At 33.8% G+C, this 14967-nt stretch carries 16 protein-coding genes; all 16 read left to right on the top strand.

The genetic code is table 11. The annotated features are described in order from the left end of the window. Positions 1–203: 203 nt before the first annotated feature. The 16 genes from NADRNF5_RS03965 (at position 204) to cheB (ending at position 14962) form a co-directional block, all read left to right on the top strand. On the top strand, positions 204–884 hold the full coding sequence (locus NADRNF5_RS03965; RefSeq protein ID WP_048115886.1) for an archaellin/type IV pilin N-terminal domain-containing protein: 681 nt from the start codon (positions 204–206) through the stop codon (positions 882–884). 89 nt (positions 885–973) lie between these two features. Next, positions 974–1840 carry a cupredoxin domain-containing protein gene (locus tag NADRNF5_RS03960; protein ID WP_048118966.1) on the top strand — a complete coding sequence of 289 codons (867 nt, stop codon included), beginning with the start codon at positions 974–976 and terminating at the stop codon, positions 1838–1840. Between the two features lie 69 nt (positions 1841–1909). Then, positions 1910–2632 (top strand): archaellin/type IV pilin N-terminal domain-containing protein, encoded by a 723-nt coding sequence (locus NADRNF5_RS03955; RefSeq protein ID WP_048115885.1) that lies wholly within the window; start codon positions 1910–1912, stop codon positions 2630–2632. Between the two features lie 110 nt (positions 2633–2742). Further along, a complete protein-coding gene (locus tag NADRNF5_RS03950; protein WP_048115884.1) occupies positions 2743–3465 on the top strand; it encodes an archaellin/type IV pilin N-terminal domain-containing protein in 723 nt (240 codons plus the stop codon). A 110-nt stretch (positions 3466–3575) separates the two neighbouring features. After that, positions 3576–4295 carry an archaellin/type IV pilin N-terminal domain-containing protein gene (locus tag NADRNF5_RS03945; RefSeq protein WP_048115883.1) on the top strand — a complete coding sequence of 240 codons (720 nt, stop codon included), beginning with the start codon at positions 3576–3578 and terminating at the stop codon, positions 4293–4295. A gap of 94 nt (positions 4296–4389) precedes the next feature. Then, the gene (locus tag NADRNF5_RS03940) at positions 4390–5094 is read left to right on the top strand and encodes an archaellin/type IV pilin N-terminal domain-containing protein (RefSeq protein ID WP_048115882.1); all 705 of its coding nucleotides are present in this window, start codon (positions 4390–4392) and stop codon (positions 5092–5094) included. Between the two features lie 10 nt (positions 5095–5104). Continuing rightward, a complete protein-coding gene (locus NADRNF5_RS10675; protein ID WP_052661871.1) occupies positions 5105–6469 on the top strand; it encodes a hypothetical protein in 1365 nt (454 codons plus the stop codon). Beyond that, positions 6469–6948 carry a flagellin gene (locus tag NADRNF5_RS03930; RefSeq protein WP_048115881.1) on the top strand — a complete coding sequence of 160 codons (480 nt, stop codon included), beginning with the start codon at positions 6469–6471 and terminating at the stop codon, positions 6946–6948. Before NADRNF5_RS10675 ends, NADRNF5_RS03930 begins: the two co-directional genes overlap by 1 nt. Before the next feature lie 11 nt (positions 6949–6959). Continuing rightward, the gene (locus tag NADRNF5_RS03925; RefSeq protein ID WP_048115880.1) at positions 6960–7463 is read left to right on the top strand and encodes a hypothetical protein; all 504 of its coding nucleotides are present in this window, start codon (positions 6960–6962) and stop codon (positions 7461–7463) included. Positions 7464–7541: 78 nt separating this feature from the next. Then, the gene (locus NADRNF5_RS03920; RefSeq protein ID WP_048115879.1) at positions 7542–8243 is read left to right on the top strand and encodes a DUF7125 family protein; all 702 of its coding nucleotides are present in this window, start codon (positions 7542–7544) and stop codon (positions 8241–8243) included. 8 nt (positions 8244–8251) lie between these two features. Further along, positions 8252–9922, top strand: coding sequence for a type II/IV secretion system ATPase subunit (locus tag NADRNF5_RS03915; protein ID WP_048115878.1), 1671 nt, complete (start codon positions 8252–8254; stop codon positions 9920–9922). Further along, positions 9922–11403, top strand: coding sequence for a flagellar assembly protein FlaJ (locus NADRNF5_RS03910; protein WP_237089332.1), 1482 nt, complete (start codon positions 9922–9924; stop codon positions 11401–11403). The genes NADRNF5_RS03915 and NADRNF5_RS03910 overlap by 1 nt, the downstream gene beginning before the upstream one ends. 88 nt (positions 11404–11491) lie before the next feature. Further along, complete coding sequence (locus NADRNF5_RS03905) at positions 11492–12859, top strand: methyl-accepting chemotaxis protein (protein WP_048115876.1); 1368 nt, start codon at positions 11492–11494, stop codon at positions 12857–12859. 54 nt (positions 12860–12913) lie between these two features. Further along, positions 12914–13447, top strand: a complete 534-nt coding sequence (locus tag NADRNF5_RS03900; RefSeq protein WP_237089331.1) for a chemotaxis protein CheW — start codon at positions 12914–12916, stop codon at positions 13445–13447. A 101-nt stretch (positions 13448–13548) separates the two neighbouring features. Further along, positions 13549–13782 carry a hypothetical protein gene (locus NADRNF5_RS03895; protein ID WP_048115875.1) on the top strand — a complete coding sequence of 78 codons (234 nt, stop codon included), beginning with the start codon at positions 13549–13551 and terminating at the stop codon, positions 13780–13782. A gap of 124 nt (positions 13783–13906) precedes the next feature. Beyond that, positions 13907–14962, top strand: coding sequence for a chemotaxis-specific protein-glutamate methyltransferase CheB (cheB, locus tag NADRNF5_RS03890; protein WP_082051980.1), 1056 nt, complete (start codon positions 13907–13909; stop codon positions 14960–14962). The last annotated feature ends 5 nt before the right edge of the window (positions 14963–14967 follow it).

Raw genomic sequence — 14967 nt, 5'->3', positions numbered from 1 at the left:
CCTCCAGTATTCATGATATTTATCTGATCTATTATTTTGGGCTCTATAACATAGAAGTCGTTGATTTTTCATTAATATCACAATAAATTTTGACATAATTAGATACTGTGTGTTTTTAACAAACGAACAGCAAATATCCACAAAGTTGTACGATCACTCTAAACACACGCTATGATATACTAACATCATACTAATTTTCAATAATGAAATTACAGCGAAAGGGAACGCGACATTCTCATCGTGGAGTCATCGGTGTAGAGTCTGCAATAGTCATGATTGCATTTGTAATCGTAGCTGCAGCCTTAGCATTTGTTGTACTTAACATGGGATTCTCAACTACGCAAAAAACAAAAAATGCCATAGTCTCAAGCGCTGATGAAGCAAGTAGTGCATTAGAAATTGCAGGTAAAATTATTGGTTCAGGCCACATTACTGCAGGGAAACTTAATGCCACAGCTGTTCCATTAAAGATAGTGTCCGGAGGTCAATCAATTAACCTTAATCCTTCAAATGCTGCTATTCGTTATCTCAGTAATAGTGTGGAACATGGAAACATCTATGCAGGAGCAATATCATCAGGTGTGCATGATACATTAGCAAGTGCAATGCAGGCATCAGTGACTGCAGGATACATAACATCAAACCCTGTAAATGCTTCAAGCCCATCTGATACAAAAGCAGTATTCTATTTCAATGTAAATAGAAATGATAACTTCATTTTGGATCAAGGTGAACACGGAATGCTAGCAATTGCATTTTCTGAAAGCGAAAGACCGCAATCACTAGACATAATTAGAGCAGAAGTAATTCTTCCAACTGGTGCACCATTGTCTATTGAGCGTACAGTTCCAAACATATCATCATCGATAGTAGATCTTGGTTAATCTAAATAATTAGCCAGGTTTTTTACTTTTTTATTTTGTTTATTTTGATCAAACAACAGTACAAATTACTAAATTTTCATGATTATTTGATGACATTAAGAGCAATTGTGATTTTTTCAGGGGTATTACTAATGCTCCCAATTACAACTTCAACAGTTTTTGCAGAGGATTCATGGATTATTTTCATTAATCCTTATGATAATTTTGGGAAAAATGAATTGTTTCAACCCAGAGAACTTCCAATTCAGTCAGGAGACAGAATAACTTGGCAAAATAATGATTCAACTATACATAAAATTGTAAGTGGTGTACCTGAACATCCAGATTACGCTGGAGAATATTTTTCCTCAGAGAGTCTAGGTACAGGTAAAGGATATTCAATTAATTTGGAACACACAGGATTTGCAGGATATTATTATTTTTGTGAAATTCACCCATGGTTTACCGGGAAAATCTTTTTTGAAGACAATCCAAATGTAATTGAATCTACATTAGATATTTCATATAAAATTAGAGAAGACAAGGTATTGGAAGTTAGTGGATTAGTCGATTCAGATTTTGCCAATACAGAATATGATATTTTAGTATATAACAATCAAAATAATCTTGTTTACCAACAAGGAAATATGTTTAATCAAGATGCAACATTTGATTCATCCATAGATATTTCAAAAGAAATATGGAGAATGGAGCAAGATTATACTCTCAAGTTAGTCTATGGCGTGCCTAGTGAAGCTACAAACATTCCATTAAACATTCAGAGCAATACCATTAGTTATGATTCAGGTTCACTTGAACTATGCCAAATTCCTCTATCAGATTTGGAATTTATTTGGGATGGAGTTAATGTTCCAAATTGGTATCAGATATCTTTGTGTTGGTTTGATAAGGGATTGATTACAGAAACAGAGGTTAGATATTCATTAGATTTTTTTAGAGAAAATCTGCAAGGATAGTTTTTTCATAGATGTTTGATCACAGCAAACACACGCTATGATATACTCATATCACACTAAATCCTATCAATGAAATTACAACGAAAGGGAACGCGACATTCTCATCGTGGAGTCATCGGTGTAGAGTCTGCAATAGTCATGATTGCATTTGTAATCGTAGCTGCAGCCTTAGCATTTGTTGTACTTAACATGGGATTTACTACATCACAGAAAGCAAAGACCACCATCATATCAGGACTTGGAGAATCAAGTAGCAGTATGCAAGTTGCAGGTAAAGTAACAGCTGTTGGATGTACTTCTACATCATCAGATACTACTTGTGCAACAACACCAAAGATTAATGCTACAGCATATCCAATCAAGGTAACCACGGGTGGAGATGCAGTCAATTTAGAATTGGCCACAACCGCAGTGAAATACCTCAGCAACAGTGTAGAGTATGATGACATTTACTCTGGACCAATATCTGCTGAAGAACACAGAGCCTTGAAAGGGGCATTTGAAGAAGCAAATACTGATTCATTAACTGGATTTTCATGTGATTCTTGTAATCCTGTAAATGGAACTACAGCTTCACAAACTGCAGCAATAATTTACTGGTCAGTACAAACTAATACCAATGCAATCTTGGATCAAGGTGAGCATGCAGTATTAGCAATAGGATTTGCTGCAGCTGAGAGACCTCAAGCACTAGATAAAATCAGAGCTGAGATAATTCCAGCAACTGGTGCATCATTGTCAGTCGAAAGACAAGTTCCAACAATCACAACTAGCGTAGTAGATTTGGGTTAACCACTAAAACTGGTTTCCAATCTTCTTATTTTTCATTTTTTCAATCATCATTCTGTTTGATCACAGCAAACACACGCTATGATATACTCATATCACACTAAATCCTATCAATGAAATTACAACGAAAGGGAACGCGACATTCTCATCGTGGAGTTATCGGTGTAGAGTCTGCAATAGTCATGATTGCATTTGTAATCGTAGCTGCAGCCTTAGCATTTGTTGTACTTAACATGGGATTTACTACATCACAGAAAGCAAAGACCACTATTATGGCAGGACTTGGAGAATCAAGTAGCAGTATGCAAATTGCAGGTAAAGTAACAGCTGTTGGATGTACTTCATCATCATCAGATACTACTTGTGCAACAACACCAAAGATTAATGCCACAGCATTTCCACTTAGACTTACTCCAGGAGGAGATTCAATAGATTTAGGAACAGCTACAACAGCTGTAAAATATCTCAGTAACAGTGTAGAGTATGATGACATTTACTCTGGACCAATAACATCTGAAGAACATAGAACCTTGAGAGGAGCATTTGAAGAAGCAAATACTGATTCATTAACTGGATTTTCAGGAGATTCCATTAACCCTATTAACGGAACTGTTGCTTCACAAACCGCAGCCTTCATCTATTGGTCAGTTCAATACAACACCAATCAAGTTTTGGATCAAGGAGAACATGCAGCATTAGCAATAGGGTTTGCTTCATCTGAGAGACCCACAGCATTAGACAAAATTAGAGTGGAAATAATTCCAGCAACTGGTGCATCACTATCAGTTGAAAGACAAATTCCAACAATCACCACCAGTATAGTAGATATGGGTTAACCACTAAAACTGGTTTCCAATCTTTCTTATTTTCAATCATTACAAATTTGTATTGTCTGTTTACAAAATACAGACTTTATGATATACTCTTTTGAAGGCAATAGAAAATATTGATATTTCAGGAAAAGGGAACGCGACATTCTCATCGTGGAGTTATCGGTGTAGAGTCTGCAATAGTCATGATTGCATTTATAATCGTAGCTGCAGCCTTAGCATTTGTTGTACTTAACATGGGATTTACTACATCACAGATGGTAAAAACAACTACTATTGCAGGATTAGAAGAATCAAGCAGTTCAATGAAAATATCAGGAACAATTACCGCAGTTGGATGTATAGATTCAGAATCTTCGTGTTTTAGCATTCCAAGGATTAATGCAACAAACATACCTCTCAAAATTTCAAAAGATGGGAATTCAGTAAATTTTTCTCCAGATGTTATATCAATTAGATATATTGGTGAATCAATTCAGTATGACAATATCTACACAGGTGCAATAACTGCAGATACATATAGACAATCAATTTTGGCTTACAGACAAGCAGAACTAGAAACAGATGCTGCTTTTGATGCATTTAATGGTGCTAATCCGGTTAACGGTACACTGCCAGATGAAACTAGTGCGTTTCTATATTGGGCTAAAAGATTGAATTCAAATCAAGTTTTAGATGTTGGAGAACATGCCATTTTAGCCATAGCATTTGCAACAAATGATAGACCATATGCGTTAGAAAAAATCAATTTTGAAATCATAGTTTCAAATGGGGCCACTTTAACAGTAGAAAGAGACATCCCAAGCATCACACATGAAGTACTAGATTTAGGATAGCCATACAAAAGAAAATCAATTTTTAAATGAATTCTTGTGTTTGATCACGCCAAACACACGCTATGATATACCCCCATGCCACTTAATCCTATCAATGAAATTACAACGAAAGGGAACGCGACATTCTCATCGTGGAGTCATCGGTGTAGAGTCTGCAATAGTCATGATTGCATTTGTAATCGTAGCTGCAGCCTTAGCATTTGTTGTACTTAACATGGGATTTACTACATCACAGAAAGCAAAGACATCAATAATTTCCAGTTTGGGAGAAGCAAGTAGCAGTATGCAAGTTGCAGGTAAGGTCATCGGTGAAGGTGATTCTTCAACAGGATACTTGAATATGACTGCATTTCCAATCAAGGTTTCATCTGGTGGAAACGACATTAATCTAGAAGCAAAAACAACTTCTGTAAGATATGTCAGCAATTCAATTGATTACAGCGACATTTATGTCGGAACACTAACAGGAGAATTCAAGAGTCTCAGTTCTGCAACAGCACAAGCAGTATCTGATGGTTCATCAGGTGACGAAACATTTGGACAAATTGATAACAGCCCAACAGGAGCAAGTCCTGGACCAACATACACTCGTGCATTCATTTACTTTACACAAGAAAGTACAAGTAATGATATTCTCTCACAAGGAGAATCAGCAGTTCTAGCAGTTGCTTATGCATCCGGAGATAGACCACAAGCATTAGACAAAATCAAAGTGGAAATAATTACTCCAACAGGTTCAGCCTTAACTGTGGAAAGACAAGTTCCAACAATCACAAATACCATAGTAGATTTGGGCTAGGAGATTTTTTATGCTCCTCCCATCAACTATTTTTTCTAAAATAAAAATTAGTGAAAGCAATTTAAAATTAATTATTTTTTCAGGATTTGCAATGTATTTTCTTGTATTATATGAAATGTTTCCTGAATATCTTTTTGATGAACAATATGTTTTATTTACTTTAGTTGTACCACTAGTTGTAGTTGTAGTCGGTCTAAATATTAAAAAAATTAATTTAAAAAACTTTTCATTAAAAAACATTTCATTGAAGAGTATTTCTATTAAAGGGAAAGGAAATACTAAAAATTCTGAGATCGAAACTCAAAATCAAATTGAAGATGCAGATTCTGAGATTGCAGGAAATTCTGAGATTGATGCGCTATTAGCAGGAACAGGTTCAGAAAATAATTCAGGCACATCCGAAATGGAAGCTTTACTGGCAAAAACAGAAGCAGAGGGTAAAGAAAATGGAAATTCTGAGATTGATGCAATGCTAGCAAAAACAGAAGAGGGAGATAAACCTGAAGAAGGTATTGGAGGAAATCCAGAAATTGAAGCTTTACTGGCAGGTGCAGAAACAAATGAAGGAGATAATTATTCGGATTCTTCACTAGATAATTCAGATACAGAATTAATCATTATGGAAAAAATGGAACCCATTGAAAATGACATACAGACCCTAAAAACAGACTTTGATCAGTTCAAACAGGATCTAACTACCGTTAAAGAAGAAGTTGAAATTCTTTCAAATTCTTTTGAGACTACATTGACAGACATTAAATTATTGACTACAGATATGAATAATCCACTCAACTTTATGAAGGAAGATGCACCATTTAAAGAAAATATTCAAACGATTAATGTGGATGCATTAGTTCAAAAATCAGAAAAATCTCCAGATAACATCAAACCAAATTCACAAAAACAAGAACCTGTTGTGCAAGAACCTGTTGTGCAAGAACCTGTTGTGCAAGAACCTGTTGTGCAAGAACCTGTTGTGCAAGAACCTGTTGTGCAAGAACCTGTTGTGCAAGAACCTGTTGTGCAAGAACCTGTTGTGCAAGAACCTGTTGTGCAAGAACCTGTTGTGCAAGAACCTGTTGTGCAAGAACCTGTTGTGCAAGAACCTGTTGTGCAAGAACCTGTTGTGCAAGATGCAGAATTGCCTGAAGATATCATATCATTAGTAGACGAGTTATCAAGAGATTTTATCCCTGAAGAAGTATTTGAGCTAACAAAAGTACATTGCAAAACTTTGAACATTACAATTGATGAAAAACAATTAAAGCAATTTATCGATAAAAAAAATAACTCAAATGAGCCCATCAATGAAAATGAAGAGAAATCAGATATGGAAAAAATGTTGGCAAAAACTATTGAAAATGAGGTGAAATAATGTCATCTGGAATGATTAGTGAAGGGATTTTAATTATAGCATCAATAGTGGTTGCAGGGCTAATCACAGGAATAGTTGTAAGTAAAGTCGGGACATTTGAAGGATATTACACAGCAAATACTGAAGCACAGAAAGATAAAATGTTAAGCAAGTTTGAAATCATCCACGTAAGTAAAATCAATAATACTTCAGTGAAGGCTTGGATAAAAAATACAGGATTAACTCCAATTCGAGAATTAGATTCAGTTGATGTGTATTTCGGGCCGATTACATCGGTAAATTATGTAGGATATTCTTCAGGTTCAAATCCCCAGTGGAGTTTTAATGGAACTAAAGATCCTAGTTCAGTTTGGAATCAAGGGGAAACCATACAAATCCAATTACAAGATGATTCTGCATTACAAACTTCAACATCATATTTGATTCAATTCACAATATCAAATGGAGAGTCAAACGATCACATATTCTCCGTGTCTTAAGAGGATTTCAAATGGGCCTAAGTAATGCAATTAGTGGTGGAATCATCATGTTCGGAATTACATATGTGATTTTTACATTTGGAGGATTTACAGATCAAGCTGCATTGTTTTCTGATGCATCTACTGAAACATCAGATTTGGAAAATAAAATTCTAAAAACTTCATTTACAATAGATTCTATAATTACAGCTGCACCTGCATCTACATTTACAGTAGATATTACAAACACAGGTATTGAGAAATTATGGGCATATGATAAATTTGACATGATCATTACCTATGATAGTGCAGGTACAACATATACTGAAAGTTTAGAATATGCAGAAGTTTGTGGTGTAGGAAAATGGTGTATCACTCTATTTAGCAACGATGTGATAGATCCTAAAATTATCAATCAAGGAGAATCCATAATTATTGAGGGTACAATTAGTAGACTGCTACAAAGTGGCACCACAATGATTATAGTTATTTCAACAGATAACGGGATAGTAGTAAAAGAAACAAAACTAGTCTAAGTTCTGTTCAAAAAAGTCAAACATTTTCTTTAATAGAAAATTCTCATAGTTTGATCGTGTTCAATTTGAGGTGTACTTATGCGTAATATTATTTCTACTGGAAATGAAGAAATCGACAGACAGTTCGGTGGAGGCATTCCATCACCATCACTTGTGTTTATTGAAGGAGCTCATGGCACAGGTAAAAGTGCCATATCAGCTCAGATCATGAACGGATTATTAACAACAAAAAAAAGCCTACTTTGTGTAATTGAGAATACTGTAAAACAGCATATTCAAAAAATGAAATCAATCACATTTAATTTTTCTAAACCTTTTGTTCGCAGTCAACTGATATTTGTTCCAATGTACATCAAAAATGCAAAATGGTCTGAGAAAAACACTGAGAGAATTTTACCTGCAATTAAACAGTTTATTTTAGAAAAAATAGATAAGGTGGATGGAGTAGTTATTGATTCAATTTCACCGATGGTCAATAATTCCAAAAATGAATCAATATTAGATTTTCTCTCATTTTGTAAGGAAATTGTTGCAAAGGGTAAAACAGTAATTATTACAAGTCATTCATCAGATTTTTCAGACGCTACAAATACGGCAGTAATTGGAACTGCAGATGTATATCTTAAATTAGGAACAGTAGTAGTAGGAGATAGAGAAGTTAAAACTCTAAAAATCATAAAACTATTAGGTGCTGCAGATACCCCTGAGGCAGGATTTGCATTTGAGGTAGATTTGATTTTTGGCATAAAGATTGTTCCTGTATCAATGGCTAACGCATAGGTGAGAAAATGGTTTTTGACTTATCAAAAATTAATGATGCTGAGTTTGTTGCAAAAATAAAGGAAAAACCATATCTAAAAAACTATCTGGAAACATACCAAGGCAAAGGGAATCCACTACCTCTTTTCTCAGAAGAATTAAAGGCAGAACATAAAAAGCTGAAGGAACCAAATTTAATTTATTCAGTAGCAGAAGATACATTCATCCACATAAATCCACACACTACTTCTGATGACGGGTATAACGAATATGTTATAATTGAACCTGATGAGCCGGAAAGAGAATTAATGGAATTTGCAGACAAAGTATTTGCTGCAAAAGCTGGAGGGTTAGATCCACCAGTAGAGATCACAGAGAGATTCAATATGGTTGACACATATCTCAGTAAAACGTTAGTAGCATCATCATCACCTGTGGATTATTCTAAATTAGGAGATCCTTTTACAGTCAAGAATTTTCCAGTTGAATCAAAAAAAATGAATGATTTAAAATATCATTTTCTACAAAAACGTGCAGGCACGGGCCTTTTGGATCCATTCCTAAATGATCCTAACCTTGAAGATATTTCCATTATTGGTGCAGGAAACATGTACATTATTCATAAAGCATTTGGAACTTTGAAGGTACCTGTTTTTCTTAGTGTGGATGCAATTGATGAGTTGATTATTAGTTTATCGGAGCAATTTGGAAAAACAATATCACATGCAAAACCAGTTGTAGATGCAACATTACCAGATGGTTCCAGAATTAACATAGTGTTTGGAAAAGATATCAGTAGAAAAGGAACAAATGCAACAATACGTAAATTTGCAAGTACCCCATTATCAATTATTCAAGTTCTAACATCAGGTGTGATGAATTTTACTGAAGTTGCTTATTTGTGGATGATGCTAGAAGCAGGAATGAGTCTTTTTGTAAATGGAGAGACAGCATCAGGGAAAACAACAACCTTAATGGGATTAACTGCATTTATTCCTGCAAATTGGAAAGTAGTAACAATTGAGGATACGCCAGAATTAACTTTACCTCACAACAATTGGATTACAGAAGCAACAAGAAACACAGGGAATGCAGCTTCTAGTGTAACAATGGATGATCTACTAAAAGCAGCATTAAGACAGAGACCAAACTATATTCTCGTAGGAGAAATCAGAGGTGCAGAAGGAAACGTAGCATTTGCAGCAATGCAGACAGGTCACCCAGTTATTGCAACATTTCACGCAGCAGGAATGGTCCCCCTTATTCAAAGACTCTCAAACGATCCAATTAACATTCCAAAGACTTACATGGAAAATCTAAACCTAGCATTATTTCAAGGAGCAGTTCTCAATCCCGAAGGAAAAAGAGTTCGTCGTGTTTTATCAATTAATGAAATTTTAGGAATATCAAATGATGGTAACGTTATGTTCATTCCTGTATTTGATTGGGATGCAGGAACAGATACTGTAAGATTCAAAGGAAAGGGAAGTAGTGCCTTATTCATTTCAAAAGTTTTAGAAAAAAGAGGTATGAAAAAGAAAGATGAAGGAAAATTATATGATGAATTAGAATTAAGATCAAAAATTCTAGAAAAAATGATGGAGAAGAAAATTTTCAATTATTATGATGTGTTTAATGCAATTTCACATTGTAATGAAATTGGATTAGAAGAATATCTAAAGGAGCTTGATGAGCAATGATGGTCAACAAAGTAAAAGATGTAAAAAATATGTTTTCAACAGGTAGTAAAGTAGATGAAAATTTTGTGTATTTCATCGGTTTACTATACTGTATTTCAACGGGAGAGATTGGAGCCGTTGAGCTTTTTAAAACTGGAAAGGATTCTAAATATGGAAAATATTCCCAGGCATTTCGAGACACCTATAGATTAGGTGTAGGTTGGTCATATGGACTAGCTTCTGCTTGTGAAATGATGGGTAGAAAAGTTTCAAACAATAAAGACGATCCTATGAAGTTACTTTTAGTAAAATTATCTCAAGTTGTAAGATTAGGAGATGATTTGAAGACATTTTTTAGAGATGAATTAAAAAACTCCTTACAGACGTATGCCATAAAATATGAGGCAAATCTTGAAACACAAAAATTATTTTCAGAAATGTTTTACACTTTAATGTCCACTGCATCATTTATGATTTCTGCAAATTCAATTATGAGTATGTTAATGGGATTTGGTGATTCAGAATCTATTCTCATAGTTTCTATGATGGGGACGGGTGCAGGAATGGCAGTATTTGTAGCAATGATGTTTTTTATGTTTCCAAGAGACGTATTAGCTCATACAGATGATGCAATTGAGAAAAAATTTAGAATGAAGATGTATGTAGGAATATTTGGTACAGTTGGGGTTTCAGCAGTTCTTTTATTGACAAATATGTTGCCACCAATTCTTGCAATAGGATTGGGAGGAATACCATTGTTATATCCAGGAATTATTGCAAAAAAACAAGAATCTAAAATTGCCACATACACAGAATGGTATCCAACATTTATTCTTCATTTTGGTCAATTGCTATCCACAGTAGGCTCTATGGGACAAGCGCTTCAGGCAGTAATGAGGAGTAATTTTGGAACAATTCAAGAATTTATTGACGGATTAAAAAATAGGATTAAAAATAGGATAGACCAAACCATATGTTTCCAATTATTCTCAATTGAAGCTGGACACCATATTATCGCAAATGGAAACGATATTGTTTCAACATCAATATACAAAGGCGCAGATATGAACCTGGTAGGAAATGTAGTTGCAGATATTACGAAAAAGATTAGTGAACTAAGAGGGAAAAGAGCTCAAAATGCATCCACATTTCAATTAGTTGTAGTAATTTTACATGTATTATCTCTATCAATCTTTGGATTAATGAATAAGCTTACAGAATTATTCAATGATTTATCAGAAGGAGATCTTTCAAATGCCGCATTTGAGCTAAGTCCAATTGATCCAGTCCTCATGAGCATGCTTATGCCTGTTTTGCTAATTATGACATCAATAATTAGTGGTTTTGCAATAAAGATTATTCAAGGAGGACTATACAAAACAGTCTTTTTCCATATTGGCATATTACTTGTAGTTGGAGGAATCTCAATGTTTGCAATAAATGAATTCATGGCAGACTTTTTAGATAGTATAATCTTTACAGCACCAGTCCCAGGAATATAAGAATGATTTTCTTGAAATGATTTTTTCAATATTATCTGTCCTCTATGATCAGACAAATCATTAACTAGAAAATTTTCAATATGATGTTATGACATCACAATCAACTGAGGCTATTGACAAAAAATTAACAAGAACAGAACAAACATTTAATGATTCAGCAGATGATGAAAAAATCACATCAAAGGTATTAAGGACATTTGATGAAGCAGTAATTGCTTCAGAACAGCTTAGTAATACAGTAATGGAATTAGAATCAGCAACAAAAAGTCAAACCAGTGGAATTGAAGAAGTGTCACAGTCATTGCAATCCATAGCAACTGCAATTCAAGGAGTTGCAGTAAATGCAAACAAAGCAATGAATATGATGAAAGAATCAGAAAAAATTACTCAAACCATTAGTGCTGATGCCGAAAAGGGTATGAGTAAGATGGACAGTATGAAGTCCATTGTTTCTGAATCATCAAAAGATGTTCAAAAACTAACACTAGAACTTGCCAAAGTCGATAACATGACTGCATTTATCACCCAAATTGCTGAACAAACAAACCTGTTAGCACTTAACGCAGCTATAGAGGCAGCTAGAGCAGGAGATGTAGGCAGGGGATTTGCAGTTGTAGCAGATGAAGTAAGAAGATTAGCTGAAAATTCTAAAAAAGGAGCTGAAGACATATCACACCTTGTAACATCATTAAAAGATTCATCAGATAAAACAACAGATAGTATTCAGAAAGGAAATAGTGTAGTTCAAGATGCTTATGGAGTAATCACAAATATTCTAGTATCAATAAAAAATATCTCAATTTCAATTACGGAAGTTGTTGCTCAAATGCAAGAAATTTCAGCAGCTACAGAACAGGTATCTAGCGGTACAGAAGAGGCAACTGCTGCAAGTGAAGAAGTGTTGTCAGTAGCCCAAACAAATCTAAGTAGCTTTTCAGATATTGCACAGGCACAAGATAGAGAAACAAGAATTCTAAAAGATGCAAACACTTCAGCAAATACTTTAGCTGAAATTACAGACGTCATAGATTCGTCAACTATCATATCCACTACAGATATTGATGGATTAAGTAATTACATGAATAATTTCTTTTTAGAGATTACAAAAATGGATAAAGAAGAATTAAAGGGAGAAATGCACAAGATATTCAAATTAGATTGGCATGATAAAAAACTACTAGATAATTTATGGCAAACGATTTCAAGTGGAAAAGTTTTCCAAGGTTACATAAGAAATACAGTTATCGATAAAAGCACATATTGGTTAAAAACAACAATTAGTCCAATATTTGATGAAGAGAAAAAAATTAAAGGCTACATTTGCATTGGAACACCCATTACAGAATTAATGGAGATGACAGGTATTGAAGAAGCATGTAAAGATATAGAGACTGGTAAAAACCCAAATCCATTTTTCAGAGGAATAATTAAAAAATTAAAAGAAGGCGGTTTTTAATGTCTGAAGAAAAAAATTCAAATGAAATTCTGCAAGTTGTGACATTTACCATAAATGAATCATCAAAAAAATGGGAATTATGCAGTTCCAATTCAGCAAGTCAAAGAAATTAAGACTGTTGGCACAATTACCAAAATACCAAAATCAAAATCATTTGTTAAAGGAGTCATGAATCTAAGAGGGAAAATTATTCCAGTAATTGATGTTAACAGTAAGATTGGGATTTCAAATAATACCAATGCCAATCACACAAAACAAAGAATTCTAGTTGCAGATTCTAAAAATGTACTTACAGGTCTTTTAGTAGATGAAGTAAATGAGGTATTAAGATTAAATAAAAAAGATATCGAGACGGCTCCATTGGAAGCATTCAATGATACAAAATACATCAAAGGGATAGCAAAAGTAAATGAGAAATTATATGTTATTTTAGATATTCCTGAATTCATAGGGGAAAACGAAAATAAAGACCCAGTATCGCAGTCAAAAGAAACTGATAATATCTCATCTGAAGAAATTAAAAATATTGAAAAGGATGAAATTCTTCCTGAAATTGAAGAAATAATAAATCAAAAAATTAATGGTTAGAAACAGGGGTTTTATGCATATTTTGAATCTATTCCATATTGGAATTCAAAGTTCTTAGATATTACCATTATTTTTAATTAAAAAAATAAGATTGTAGTATCATGCACATATCTTATCAAACTGATCTTAATTCAATGTGGGATAAAATAGACATCAAGTCAAAAAATAAAATTTGGGATAAAAAATGGGAACAAGAGCACATTCAAAGAATTGTAAAGGATTTGATAGAATTAAAAATCAAAGCAAAAAAAGACAACAACCCTATATTGTATAATCAATTCCGAATATCACTAATAAGAGCACATGAAGTTCAAAATGATATTTTAGAAAATTAACAAAACAGCATCAGAGTCTGTTCGGCTCAGACAAACATCATATTATTATTACTTTTTTTAATTAAAAATTATGATTACTCATCATGTTAATTCATTTAAAATTTGTATGGGAGTATAATTCCCTTTGTTAGAACAACAGCTAAAGTCAATCAAAGTTGGCATAATTAATGATTCGAACCTAATGAGAAAATATATCTCAGATTTAATTTCAGTTGAAGGAATAGAAGTAAGTCTAACTGCAACTGATGGGGAAAATGCGTTAACAAAAGTTTTTCGAAAAAAACCAGATGTAATTCTATTAGATCTAGAAATGCCAAAAATGGACGGACTTACATTCATTGATGAAATGACAAAAAAAGGTATTTTGATTCCAACAATCATAGTTAGTAGTTTTTCACAGGATGGATCAAAACTAGTGTTAGATGCATTAGAGAATGGCGCAGTGGATTTTGTAACTATCAATCAAGAGAATGGAAATGATAAAGAACTTCAGGATTCTTTAGTGTCAAAAATAAAAATTGCTTCAAATTCAGATCCAATTCATTTAATTAAAAATAAGATTTGTTCTCTTAAGCCAAACAAAAAAAGAATTTCAGGTGCAGGTGCCTCTGAAAGATTAATTGTCATTGGTTCATCAACTGGAGGACCAGGAACAATTCAAAAAGTATTATCTGAATTGCCAGAAGAAATTCCTGCAGGAATTCTACTTGTTCAACACATGCCAAAAGAATTCACTAAACAGTTTGCACAGAGATTATCTGAAAACACAGGATTTGTAGTAAGGGAAGCAAAGGAAGGAGAGATCATCAGAGATCATGAAATTCTTTTAGCCCCGGGGGACTATCATATGATTGTACAACCAGATAAAAAAATCCATTTAGATTCAAGTGAAAAAAGATTTGGTGTACGACCATCTGTGAACATGACAATGGTTTCTGCATCTGAAGTATATGGATCAAACTTGGTAGGAGTAATTCTAACTGGGATGGGTCACGATGGAGGATTTGGAATGAAATCAATTAAAAAAAGAGGCGGACACACGATTGTTCAAAATAAAGAAACTAGCGTAATTTTTGGAATGCCAAAGGCAGTAATTGATCTAAATGCAGCTGATTTCATACTTGGATTAGATAAGATCCCTTCAAAAATTTCCGAGGAGGTGCAAAATCTTATCAGATAATAATT

This window comes from Nitrosopumilus adriaticus (assembly GCF_000956175.1).
GTDB lineage: Archaea > Thermoproteota > Nitrososphaeria > Nitrososphaerales > Nitrosopumilaceae > Nitrosopumilus > Nitrosopumilus adriaticus.
The sequence above is the reverse complement of the archived record's forward strand: the minus strand, read 5'-3'. Positions and strand labels throughout refer to the sequence as shown.

Bases quoted from the DNA above. Each gene is read 5' to 3' on its own strand.
- NADRNF5_RS03920 (WP_048115879.1), top strand. From the start codon at position 7,542: ATGCGTAATATTATTTCTACTGGAAATGAAGAAATCGACAGACAGTTC.
- NADRNF5_RS03965 (WP_048115886.1), top strand. From the start codon at position 204: ATGAAATTACAGCGAAAGGGAACGCGACATTCTCATCGTGGAGTCATC.
- NADRNF5_RS03895 (WP_048115875.1), top strand. From the start codon at position 13,549: ATGCACATATCTTATCAAACTGATCTTAATTCAATGTGGGATAAAATA.
- NADRNF5_RS03900 (WP_237089331.1), top strand. From the start codon at position 12,914: ATGAATCATCAAAAAAATGGGAATTATGCAGTTCCAATTCAGCAAGTC.
- NADRNF5_RS03960 (WP_048118966.1), top strand. From the start codon at position 974: ATGACATTAAGAGCAATTGTGATTTTTTCAGGGGTATTACTAATGCTC.
- NADRNF5_RS03930 (WP_048115881.1), top strand. From the start codon at position 6,469: ATGTCATCTGGAATGATTAGTGAAGGGATTTTAATTATAGCATCAATA.
- NADRNF5_RS03955 (WP_048115885.1), top strand. From the start codon at position 1,910: ATGAAATTACAACGAAAGGGAACGCGACATTCTCATCGTGGAGTCATC.
- NADRNF5_RS03915 (WP_048115878.1), top strand. From the start codon at position 8,252: ATGGTTTTTGACTTATCAAAAATTAATGATGCTGAGTTTGTTGCAAAA.
- NADRNF5_RS03910 (WP_237089332.1), top strand. From the start codon at position 9,922: ATGGTCAACAAAGTAAAAGATGTAAAAAATATGTTTTCAACAGGTAGT.
- NADRNF5_RS03940 (WP_048115882.1), top strand. From the start codon at position 4,390: ATGAAATTACAACGAAAGGGAACGCGACATTCTCATCGTGGAGTCATC.
- NADRNF5_RS03950 (WP_048115884.1), top strand. From the start codon at position 2,743: ATGAAATTACAACGAAAGGGAACGCGACATTCTCATCGTGGAGTTATC.
- NADRNF5_RS03905 (WP_048115876.1), top strand. From the start codon at position 11,492: ATGACATCACAATCAACTGAGGCTATTGACAAAAAATTAACAAGAACA.
- NADRNF5_RS10675 (WP_052661871.1), top strand. From the start codon at position 5,105: ATGCTCCTCCCATCAACTATTTTTTCTAAAATAAAAATTAGTGAAAGC.
- NADRNF5_RS03925 (WP_048115880.1), top strand. From the start codon at position 6,960: ATGGGCCTAAGTAATGCAATTAGTGGTGGAATCATCATGTTCGGAATT.